This is a genomic window from Mesorhizobium sp. M7A.F.Ca.MR.362.00.0.0 (assembly GCF_004023175.1).
Classification (GTDB): domain Bacteria; phylum Pseudomonadota; class Alphaproteobacteria; order Rhizobiales; family Rhizobiaceae; genus Mesorhizobium.
In genome coordinates this window covers 8,825-19,412 of the sequence record NZ_RZTF01000040.1, presented here as the reverse complement: position 1 = coordinate 19,412, position 10,588 = coordinate 8,825, and the positions used below count along the sequence as shown (strand labels likewise).

12 protein-coding genes are annotated in these 10,588 nt (G+C 64.3%); all 12 read right to left on the bottom strand.

Annotation, left to right across the window (positions count from 1 at the left end; all coding sequences use genetic code 11):
- Positions 1–107: 107 nt before the first annotated feature.
- Positions 108–374: a flagellar biosynthesis protein FliQ gene (fliQ, locus tag EOC06_RS08430; protein WP_023810020.1), complete on the bottom strand. Its 267-nt coding sequence runs from the start codon at positions 372–374 to the stop codon at positions 108–110.
- A 24-nt stretch (positions 375–398) separates the two neighbouring features.
- Positions 399–806: a flagellar hook assembly protein FlgD gene (gene flgD, locus EOC06_RS08425; RefSeq protein WP_013529774.1), complete on the bottom strand. Its 408-nt coding sequence runs from the start codon at positions 804–806 to the stop codon at positions 399–401.
- Complete coding sequence (gene flbT, locus EOC06_RS08420; RefSeq protein ID WP_023810019.1) at positions 806–1,249, bottom strand: flagellar biosynthesis repressor FlbT; 444 nt, start codon at positions 1,247–1,249, stop codon at positions 806–808. The genes flgD and flbT overlap by 1 nt, the downstream gene beginning before the upstream one ends.
- Positions 1,246–1,593, bottom strand: a complete 348-nt coding sequence (gene flaF, locus EOC06_RS08415) for a flagellar biosynthesis regulator FlaF (protein ID WP_023810018.1) — start codon at positions 1,591–1,593, stop codon at positions 1,246–1,248. The genes flbT and flaF overlap by 4 nt, the downstream gene beginning before the upstream one ends.
- Positions 1,594–1,624: 31 nt before the next feature.
- Positions 1,625–2,668, bottom strand: coding sequence for a flagellar hook-associated family protein (locus tag EOC06_RS08410; protein WP_128307495.1), 1,044 nt, complete (start codon positions 2,666–2,668; stop codon positions 1,625–1,627).
- Positions 2,669–2,672: 4 nt separating this feature from the next.
- Positions 2,673–4,127, bottom strand: coding sequence for a flagellar hook-associated protein FlgK (gene flgK / locus EOC06_RS08405; protein ID WP_127271695.1), 1,455 nt, complete (start codon positions 4,125–4,127; stop codon positions 2,673–2,675).
- A gap of 27 nt (positions 4,128–4,154) precedes the next feature.
- The gene (locus EOC06_RS08400) at positions 4,155–5,414 is read right to left on the bottom strand and encodes a flagellar hook protein FlgE (protein ID WP_127322241.1); all 1,260 of its coding nucleotides are present in this window, start codon (positions 5,412–5,414) and stop codon (positions 4,155–4,157) included.
- A gap of 79 nt (positions 5,415–5,493) precedes the next feature.
- On the bottom strand, positions 5,494–6,162 hold the full coding sequence (locus EOC06_RS08395) for a response regulator transcription factor (protein WP_013529780.1): 669 nt from the start codon (positions 6,160–6,162) through the stop codon (positions 5,494–5,496).
- A 222-nt stretch (positions 6,163–6,384) separates the two neighbouring features.
- Positions 6,385–6,972, bottom strand: coding sequence for a transglycosylase SLT domain-containing protein (locus EOC06_RS08390; RefSeq protein ID WP_050592657.1), 588 nt, complete (start codon positions 6,970–6,972; stop codon positions 6,385–6,387).
- Positions 6,902–8,284 (bottom strand): flagellar hook-length control protein FliK, encoded by a 1,383-nt coding sequence (locus EOC06_RS08385; RefSeq protein ID WP_128307494.1) that lies wholly within the window; start codon positions 8,282–8,284, stop codon positions 6,902–6,904. Before EOC06_RS08385 ends, EOC06_RS08390 begins: the two co-directional genes overlap by 71 nt.
- Complete coding sequence (locus tag EOC06_RS08380) at positions 8,281–9,579, bottom strand: chemotaxis protein MotC (protein ID WP_128307493.1); 1,299 nt, start codon at positions 9,577–9,579, stop codon at positions 8,281–8,283. Before EOC06_RS08380 ends, EOC06_RS08385 begins: the two co-directional genes overlap by 4 nt.
- On the bottom strand, positions 9,576–10,588 hold a 1,013-nt coding region (locus tag EOC06_RS08375), incomplete at its 5' end, for a MotB family protein (protein WP_245469403.1). The genes EOC06_RS08380 and EOC06_RS08375, both read right to left, overlap by 4 nt.

Sequence of the window (10,588 nt, the reverse complement as noted above, 5' to 3'; positions counted from 1 at the left end):
GTCCAGGCCTTGTCCGCCGGTGGGTCCGGAGGTGCCGCTGGGATCGGCGGCGTCTGTCCTCAGACAATTGCGAACGGCATGCCTCGGCACACCATCCTGGAACAGGCTCAGAAGCCGTTCTGGATGCGCTCGAAGATGACGTTGGTGAAGGCCGATATCTGGCTGCCGATGAAGGGGCCGGTCAACGCCACCACCAGCATGATCGCGACGATCTTCGGCACGAAGGTCAAGGTGATCTCCTGTACCTGCGTCAGCGCTTGGATGAGGGCGATGCCGATGCCGACCGCCATGGCGACCAGCACCACCGGAGCGGACGCGACGAGCACCGTCCACACCGCGTACTGGACGATGTCGAGAGCGTCGGCCTCATTCATGGGACTGGCTCTCTGTCGAAAGCGTCAGCTTGCTGCCTTGACCGAGACTCCCGGACCGACGGCGACTTCGGTGCCGTTCTGCAGCACGGCGATGAGACCGTTGCTGGCGAGGCGCACCGAAGCCACGGTGCCCGTGGTCAGGCCGTCGGCGGAGGTGATCGAGCGCCCGATCAGTGCGTCGGCCTGCGACAGCGCCGAGGACTGCATGATCTGATTGAGCTTGGTATTGGTCTGCACCGACTGCTCGACCTGAGAGAAGGTGGCGAGCTGGGCGACATATTGCGTCGAATCCATCGGCTTGGTCGGATCCTGGTTCTTCATCTCGGCGATCAGAAGCTTCAGGAAGGACTGGTAGTCGACCGCTGTCTTCGAGGTCGACGCCGTGGCCTGATTGGCGCCTGTCGGAATCGTCGTCGTCATGTCCACGTTCATCAGTATCGTGCTCCCACGGCCAGCGGGCGCTCGGCACCCGAAACATCGTCATTACCACCCAGCGCGCGGCGTTCGAGCGGATAAAGCGCGCGGATCGCCTTCAGCGCCTCGTAGATATGATCCTCGCCGACCATGCGGTCGATCTGTTTCAGCGCGCTGCAGATCTGGGTGTCCTCGAAGCTTGCCAGAAGCAGCGGCAGCGAACGGCGGAACATGTCGCGCGCGGCGGCGGCGCCGGCCGGGTTCATCAGCATGACCTGCAGGATGAAATAAAGCTGCTTGAGCGGCGTCGAGGCATCGTCGGCCTGGATCACGTGGCTTTCGAGCAGGAACTGGACGTCGTTCATCAATTCGACAGTGACCTTGCGGTCGACCCGGATGACGGCGCCGTTGATGTAAATCTTTTCGTTCGGCTTGAGCGATATCTTCAGCGTGTTGGTCATTGAATGCCGTCCCTGATGATCTGGGACACCTCGATCAACCCTTCGAAATTGTTGGTGCGGCCCTGACGGATGTCCTCCGCCTCGCGCAGCAGCCACAGGCCGATGGAAATGAGGTTGGCGCGCAGTTCCTTGGGCAGGGCGTTGTCGCTGGAGCCAAGATCCTCGACGAAGGCGGTCCAGACGCGGTTGGTGAAGTGAAGCGCCTCGATCGCTTCCATGGAATCGTGGCCGGCCGCTGCTGCCGCCGCCAGCATGTCGATCGAGCGGGTCAGAAGCTCCCGCTCGCGGTCCTTCGCGTCGGCAACGGAGTTGCTCTGGATGTCGGCGTAGGAGAATTGGTACATCGTTGGGGCTCTACCGTTCCGTTAAGCGTTGTCAGGTCAGGTAATTCAACAGGCTGAGCTGCTGCAGGCGTGCGGTCAACGCGAAAGACGTTTCGATGTGCTGTGTCAGGTCCGCGACCCGTGTCGCGGCTGCCGCCGGATCGACGGCTTCCAGATCGAGAATGTGCCGTTCGAAAAGGTCGACCTGCGTTTTCATCCGATCGTTGGCATCGGAAACCCGCTTCTGGACGATGCCGGTCTCGGATTGAAGCTGGCCAATGCCGCTCAGCGCTTCGCCGACCAATGTGGTGGAGCGGCTGACAACCGTATTCTTCGCCGCCTGGCTGATGTTGCTGGACATCAGGCTGCTGACCATGGCTGCGGCCATGGCGAGTTTCTGAATGCCATCGCTGTTGGCGCTGGTCGAAGTCGGTGTGGTTTCGTTGAGTGCGATGCGGCTGACGATCTGCTGGTCGGTGGCGTTCGACCAGTCGCCCTGCCAACCCGCGCCCGTGAACAGCGGCGCGACATCGTTGGTGATGAAATCGTCCATCTGGGCGGCCGTGATGTTGGCCGCTGCCGGGTCGTCCTGGGTGAAACCGAAATTGGTGAGGAAAGCGGTATCGAATGCAGTCTTGGCGGGAGAGCCGGCAGCCGTGAAATCGTTGATCGGCTTGACGTCGGTGTTGGTGCCGGCAAACAGATATTCACCATTGACGCTGGTGTTGAGGATCGAGGTCAGCTGCTGGATGGTCGCCTTGCCGGAGTCCCGGGTGAGGCTGTTGGACGAGTCGCTTGAGGAAGCGGTGGTCAGGGCGGACAGGAAGGTCTGAGCGGCGCCGGAGAGTTGGCCAAGCGAGGTCTGTGTCGAGGAAAGCCTCGCGCCGACCAGGCCGTTGGAATCGATAATGACGTTGAGCCGGTCGAGATCGCGCGAGAAGGTGACGGACTGGGCGGTGCGCCCTCCGAGAGCCAGCCCGACATCGGCGACCCTGCCGGTCGACGCTTCCTTCGTGGCTTTGACGAGTTCGGCCTGCATGCGCATCTGCTGGGAGCGCATGGCATTGGAGATTGCGGCCGAGGAGACTGAAGTCATGGAATTATCCCACCGCGTTAAGCAAGGCCGTCAGCATGTCGTCGACGGTTTTCATCATCCGGGCCGATGCCTGGTAGGTGTGTTCGAGGTCGAGCAGCAACGACATTTCCTGGTCGACATTGACCCCGGTCGCGTTGGACAGCGCCTCTGCGCTGCGCGATGCCAGTGCTTCCTTGGCATCGGAGGCGGTCGAAGCCTGCTGGCGCACGCCCTCGAACCAGCCGATCGAACTGGCGGCGTAGTCGGATACGCTGGAGGTTGCCGAAACGCCGGCGGCGGGGTCGAAAGTCATCGGCTGGTCGAGCCGGTCGCCATAGGCGACCAGAAGGGTGGAATAGGACGCGCCGCCGCCCGTGTTGGCGACATAGGCCGCACCATTGGCGCCGCCGTCGCGCAGCAGCGTCGGGTTGCCGCCGGTGCTCGGGTCCATCGCTGCATTGACGCTGATGGACGCGGCAAGGCCGGTGACCAGCGTGCCGGCGGCCGGCACGGCCGGCGCTCCCGACCAGGTGAACAGGCCGGCGGCATTGGCCATCGAGGGTGCGGTCTCGGCAAAAGCGGTGATCAGGCCACGCGCGGTCTCGTCGAGCTGGCTCTGCATGGTCGAGGCGACGCCGTCGCGCAATTGCAGCAGGCCGGCAAGCGTGCCGCTGGCGCTGGTGTTGCCGCCGGCTCCCGCCGAGATCGGCACGTTGTCGATGTAAACGGCATTGCCGGCGGCACCCGCGGTATAGCCTGCCGACGCCGCGAAGGTGACCGTGCGCGGTATCGTCTCGAACAACGTCGTGCCGTCGCCGGTGGTGATGACCATGTCATTGTCGCCTCGCGTGAAGGTCGACACCGGGACATAGTTCGAAATCTTCTTCAAAAGCGCGTCGCGCTGGTCGAGCGCATCGGAAACGTCGGTGCCGGAACGGGTTCCGGACATGACCGCCGTGTTGGCATCCTGGAACTGGCTGAGCAGCGAGTTCAGGTCATCGACGGCGGTGGCGATCTGGCCGTCGGTCTGGGTGCGGAAATCCTGGACTGCCTTGGAGCCCTCGTTGAGCGAGCGCACGACCTGTTTGGCGGCGTCGATGACCGAGGCGCCGAGGTTCTGGTTCGAGGGCGAGGTGGCGTAGAGCTGCAGCGCCTGCTGCAGGTTGGCGATCGCGGTCGAGGGCGAGGACGCATTGTCGACGCCATTGACCGCGACGCCCAGCTGATCCATGCCGCTGTAGAGCGCGTTCTGCCCGCTCCAGGCCGATAGCGCGCCGAGATTCTGGCGAAACAAAAGCTCGTTGGCTGCGCGCTGGATATCGACCGAACGCGCGCCCGGCGCCGTGCTGGTGACGACGGCCTGGCGCCGCGAATAGTCCGGATTGGAGGCGTCGGCGACGTTGCGCGAGACAACGCTTGTCTGTCGCGCGGTGTTCATAAGCGCCGACTGGGCGATACTCAATGCGGTAGACAGTGACATGCGGGTCTTTCGCGGGCGACGCCCGTCTTATCTCTTCAGGTTGACAAGGACGTCCATCAGATCGGAACCGGTCTGGAAGACTTTCGAATTGGCGGTGTAGCTGCGCTGCGCCGCGATCATGTTGGTCAGTTCTTCGGCGATGTCGACGTTGGAATTCTCGAGCGCGCCGGAGATGATGGAGCCGAGTTTGCCTTCATTGGCAAAGCCGACACGAACCGCGCCGGACTCGGTGCCCTGCGAATAGACGTTGCCGGGCAGCGCGGTGAGCTGGTCCGGGCTCTGCACGTCGGCCAGCGGAATCTTGTAGAGCGGCTTGGTCGAACCGTCCTTGTACTGTGCGTAGATGGTGCCGTCCTTGCTGATCTGGACCTTGTCGATGGTGCTCGGCGCGTTGCCGTTGACCTGGGCATCGGAAACCGTGAAGCCGGCGCCAAGCTGGGTCAGCGCAGACAGATCGAGATTGAGGGTGGCGCCGTTCGGCACGGTAAATGAAACGCCGGTGGGCGTGCCGGTGAGCTTGCCGGTGGTGGTGTCGAAGGTCAGGTTGGCCGAGCCCAGCAAGCCGCCAGCGGTGTAGGGGAACGATGTTCCAGCGGTGGCCTTCGACTGATCGAAGACCGCCACCTGCCAGGTGCCGGCGCCGGTGTTGGTGAAATACACGTCGAGCAGCTTCTTGTTGCCGAGATTGTCGTAGGCGACCATCGAGGATTTCGACGTGTATTGCGCGGTCGCAGCGTTGGCGGCGGGCAGGTTGGCGGTCGCGACCGGTGTCGCGCCGGCCGGCAGGTTGCCGGCATAGCTGCCCTCGGTGCTCGGCGTTGCGGTCATTCCCTGGTCGGAGATGACAACCGGGACCAACCCCTCGAAGCCATTGACCGTCGCTGCCGGTACGCCGTTGTCGTAGCTGTACGCCATCAGCTGGAAGCCGGCCGAGTTGACAAGTCTGCCTTGACCGTCGGGAACGAAAGCGCCGGCCCGGGTCAGGTAGGGGGTGCCGCTCGGATCCTGGACGACAAAGAAGCCATCGCCGCTGACGGCAAGGTCGGAAACCGAGGTCGTGTACTGAAGCACACCCGGATCGCTGACCGCCTGGCGGATCGTCGTGGTGACGCCGCCGGAATTGTAGGCACCGCCGGTCGACGGCATGACCAGCGTCGAGAATTCGGCGGAGGAGCGCTTGTAGCCGGTGGTGTCGGAATTGGCGATGTTGTCGGCGACCGTCGATAGGCGGTTTGCCTGGGCGTTCATACCGGAAACGCCGGTCCGCATCATTCCGTAGAGGCTCATCGAAACGTCTCCGCTGTGTCCATGCTGCTGGCTACGAGGCTACGCATGCTTTCTTGCGCGAGGCTGGCGCGGCGCTGCATCAGAAGACGAGCCGGTAGCCGAGGAAACGCTTGGAATCGATCGGGTCGGTGCCCAGCTTCTCGCGCAGCTTCTTGCGCAGTTTGCTGATGTGGCTTTCCACCACGTTCTCCTCGACCTCTTCGTCGAAGATGCCGTAGATGGCGTTGAAAACCTGGGTCTTGGTGACACGGCGCCCGCGATTGCTCGCCAGATATTCGAGGATGCGGCGTTCACGGCGCGGCAGGGGGAGGGGCTGACCGTCGATCTCGGGGTCGCGGCCGTCCATGAAGATGCGCATGGCGCCGATCTCGGTGTAGGCGACGTCTTCCTGGGCGCGGCGGCGGATGGCGGTGATGCGGGCCAGGATCTCGCGGATATGGACGGGCTTGCGAATGACGTCGTCGACGCCGCTCTCGAACAACCGGAGCGTGTTCTCCAGCGAATGCTGTTCGCTGAGCGCAATCACCGGGGCGCCGGTGCGGTCGCGGATCTGGCGCGGAGAGATGGAACCCTCGCGGCAGTCGCCGATGAGGAAGGCCCGGACCGAGCGTAGATCGGTGTCTGCGGCAGAGTTCACCCACTCACCGAATTCCCCGGACGCAAAGCCTGCACAGGCGATGCCCTCACGATCGAAAAGTGAATTGTATCCCTCTGTTACGAGCTCGCGCTCGTCAACGATCACAATCATCGGCCCCGCCTTCCGAATCAAATCATTTGCCCCGTGAAGAGAGGCGTATCCGCTGGCGGGAATCCTGAACAACCGTCATTTCTTGTAGCTAGTTTCTTGGGAGTCTGGAATCGTTTCGGTTGCATTAGCGGGCGGCCAGATGTGCTTTCGGCGGCAAGTTCTGACCAAGTCAAACCAACAATTCGGGTTGTACGGTTTGTCTATTAGTAACGGGAAATGCGCTTACGGGTTGCAGAATCCGCGGGCGTTCGCGGTCCATTTTCCAAAGCCGGTGGCGACCATGTTGGCAATGACGCGGCAGACATAGATCTTCTGCGCCGGGTCGTTGTCGGGACCGGCATGATAGCGGGCCACGGCCATAGACCAGGTCTCGTGACGGGCATGAAGGCTGGCCAGGAAGCGCGCCGCATAGTCGACGTTCTGGCGTGGGTCGAGCATGTCCTCGACGCTGCGAAAATGCGATGCGTGGTAGTGGTGATTGATCTGCATGCAGCCCAGATCGATCAGGGTCTTGCCCTCGCGCCGGGCATTGGCGAAGGCGGCAAGGGCCTCGGTCCGGCTCCTCGGAAAGACTGCTTTTCCTTCTATATTCAAGGCATTGGGTTGAAGGCTGCCCTTGTTTCCGGTCTCCGTCAGGCCAACGGCATAGAGGATGCCGGCGGGTACGCCATAACGATCGGCGGCGCGCAGGATCTCCGGCTCGCAGGGATTGGCCGCGGCTGCGGCGGCGTTTGCCGCGCTAGATAAAGATATCGCCGCCAGCGCGCTCGCGAGCAGGCGAAGTGCCGCGGCCGTAGTCCTGCGCGTCATCGTTGCGTTTCCCTGAGGATTGCTGGCCCGGTTGCTGGCCGCCGGCTCCACCATTGCCGCTGCCCGAATTCCCCGGTTGAAAGGATGCTGGATCGCGGCCTGTCGCCGCCGCCATAGGAGCGGTTGCATCCGCCCGGGTTGTAGCGGGAACTGCTACCGAAGGTTGCAGTATCGTGACCTTGTCAACCTCGAAGCCGAGCCCCCGCAGCGACTTGACGATGGCCTCGCTGTCGGCCGACAGCCGACGATAAGCGTCGTGCGTTTCCGGCTTCAGCTCAATCGAGAGTTGTTCCCCGGAGAGGCGAAGATTGGCCGTCACCATGCCGAGTTCGGCGGGGTGGAGTTCGATCTTCAACACATGTGTCGGAACGGCAACAGAGCTGGCCAGATGGGTGGACGTGGGTGAGGCTGAAAGCGCCTTTTGCGGCCCGGCGTCGGTGGCTATGGCGTTGATCACATTGAGGGCTGCCTGGCTGATAGGACTCTGCGGCAGTGCGGGGAAGCTCCGTTCCGACACCACGTCGATGCGCGCAGTGGGCAGGGACTGTTTTCCCGCTTCGGGACGCATCGAGGACTGGACATCCTCGATGCTCTTCATCGCATTCGCGGCGTGCTTCGACCGCACGCCGGGCACATCGGCGGCCGGTGCGTCCGGCAGCTTCTGGGCCGCCGCCGCGGCGTCGCGTTCTGGCGCGCTGGAGGCAGCGCTCAGTGACTGACCGTCAAGCGCCGTCAAAGGCCCGTCGACGATCGACGCCTGCTCCGGCTTCGGCATGGTTTCGAGTGCTTCGCGTCCGCCTGCGGATTTTGGCCGGTAGGTCTTTGGCAGTGAAGCCTGCCCATCGAGCGCCGGGTCCGACGGATTCTCGCCGGTCATCGTATTGCCTCCGGCTGCCTTGGCCGTTGTCGAGAAATGCCGCAGGTCATGAAACGCGATCAGCAGCGGCAGGTCGTCCTGAAGCGGCTCGGCGTCCGGCGCCGTCTCTTCAGCGTCGGCCTTCGCGTTTGCTTCCAAATCGTCCTTGCCGGTTTTCACGTTTGCCACTTTGGCCGAGATGGTCCTTGCGGGCTCGGCCGATGCTGGTTCGGCCTTGGCGTCATGCCCGGCAAGGCCGGCCGCGAGCTTGCTCCAGCGCTGGTCGCGCGATCCCACCTCTGTCGACGGCTGCCGTTCCGGGCGGGCAGCACCGGCATCGTCGCGCAGCATCTTGCCGAAGCCGGCGTCATCGTTCCTGCCGTTCGCGGCCGGCTGCTCCGACGTCGCGCGCGTGGAGGCAAATCCTGGCAAGGCCGAGCCGAGGCTGGTGGTCATTTGGGGGCGGCTCCAAGCATCTGGTCGATCAGGTCGAGCTGTCGACGTGTTCTGGTCATGGCGGCGTCGGTCGGATCGGCGGGCTCTGGACCGGCTGCGGGTGACGGTGCCGACGCCGGCATGACAGTCGCAGGGTCGGCGGATGCCGCTGCTGCCGTGTCCGGCGCATTGGCGGCTGGTCCGCTGGAGGCCGCGGTGACGGCGGGTTGCTCCGAGATGGCGCCTTCGACCGGTGGTAGGCCACTGTCATCGGCGCCTTGCGCCGTGGCGATCTCGGGCACCGGCTGCGCGGCGTCGAGCAAAGCGCGGTCACCCTCCGACAGCCGGCTGCGGTCGATCTTGCCGAGCTTGGCACGAACGTCCTCGATTGTCCCCGAGGTGACGGTGGAAAGGCTGGCATAGAGCAGGGCGCGTGGATCGTCCTGATTGGTGTTGCCGTCGCGGCCCTGTTCCGCCCGCGCCGAAGCGAAGGCCGACAAGTCGTTCAGGCCGTCTATCGCGGCCCGGCGGGCGATGCGCAGATAGATCACCTTCTCGCGCTCGGGATCCATCATCGAGGTGATGTCGCCCAGCTTGTCCTGGCTGATCGACATGTGCAGCGCGATGACGCCGGAGACGAAGGAGTCGGCGAACTGGCTGGCATAGGGCGAATAGAGGTAGCGCTCGACATATTGGGTGGAAGCAAGGGCGAAGCGTGCCGCATCGCCTTGCGCGACTGCAAGGCCGACCGAACGGCGAAGTGCCGCTTCCTCGACCAGCGTGCCGGGGCTGAGCAATCTTGCCTCGTCGAGCAGACGGAGTGCGGTCGCCGGTTGATCACCGGCAAGCAGTGAGCCTTTGACCAAAGCGAGGAAGGCGCCGAGATCCGGAGGCAGCGCCATGGGATCGATCGGCCTCAAGGCTTCGATAGCCTCGCCGGGCCGGCCGTTGAGGTAATCAATCACGCCTTTGGCGATGGCAAGGCTTTGCGGATCCGTCGTAGCGCGCGACGTGGCCGCTTCGACGGTCACCGGGTTGCCGCCGCTCATGCCGTAGACAAGCAGGGCTCGAAAGTTCTTGGGATCCTTGTAGTCCTCGGCATTCGCCGCCCGCAAGCGCGCATCCGCCATCTCCAGCAGCTTGGCCTGCATCGGCAGGGCGGCATGATCGCCGGCGGCTATGCGGTCCTGGATGAGTTGCAGCGAGCGCACCAGCTGATACGGCTGCAGCGCGTCCTGGGCGAAACCGGCCGACGGGTGTCCGCCGGCCAGCAGCAACAAACCAATCAACCGGCGGGTGACGGCCGCTCGCTTCATCCGCCGGTCGCCATCAGGATCTCGATGCGACGGTTCGCGGCCGCCAATGGATCGGCTGCTACCTTCGGCTGGCGGTCGGCGAAGCCGGCGACCTCGGTGATGCGGCGTTCGTCGACGCCGCCGCGCACGAGCATGTAGTAGGCGGAATGCGCGCGCGCCGTCGACAGCCGCCAATTGTCGTAGCTGTCGCCGCGGAACGGCCGGGCATCGGTGTGGCCGTTGATGCTGATGGTGCCCTTCTGGCTGTTGATGATGCGGCCGATCTTCTCCATCGCCAGCACCAGTTCGCGTCTCGGCAATGCCGAGCCGACCTCGAACATGCCGAAGTCGAGCTGATCGGTGATCGAGATGACGATCCCCTTGTCGGTGGCTTCGACCGAGACGCCGTCGTGCAGCTTGTCGCCGGGCTTGAAGGCATCGGCCAGCTGCCGCTTGACGTCGGCAGCTGCCTTGACGGCAGCCGCGGTTGGCGCCTTCTCGCCGATGTCGGGCTTGGCGGCCTTTTGCGCCTCAGGCTCTGCCTTGGCTGCGCCCGCGACCGTGGTGCCGTCCGGCTTGGTCTCGCCGGCCATTGCCGTGGCAGGGTTCGCGGCCTGCTTGCCGGTCGCGTCCTTAGCCAGCGGCTCGAGCGGTGCGGCGACAGGCGGCACGGCTTTGACTTTGAGCACTTGGGTTTCGGCGGTCTTGTCGCCGGGCTTGGCCGGATCGCCCTCGATCTTCGTGCGCTCGGCGCTGGCTTCGGCGCCGGGCGCCGCTACCTGCTGCGACCAGAAATCCGGCTCGAAGGGATCGCGGTAGGAGGCGCCACCGGAGGCGCCGGTAGCCGGGCCGGCAGCCTGCACGCCGCCGTCGCCTTTCTGGCTGACATTCTGCATGACCCCGGTATCCGCGGCGATTTCCGAAAGCACCGCGTAGGGGTCGGCGAAGAGATGGTCGTCGGAGCGTTCCGCCTGTTGCGGCTCCTGCTTGTCCTGCTTGTGGTCCGACGCGCCCGCGCCGGCATTGCCGT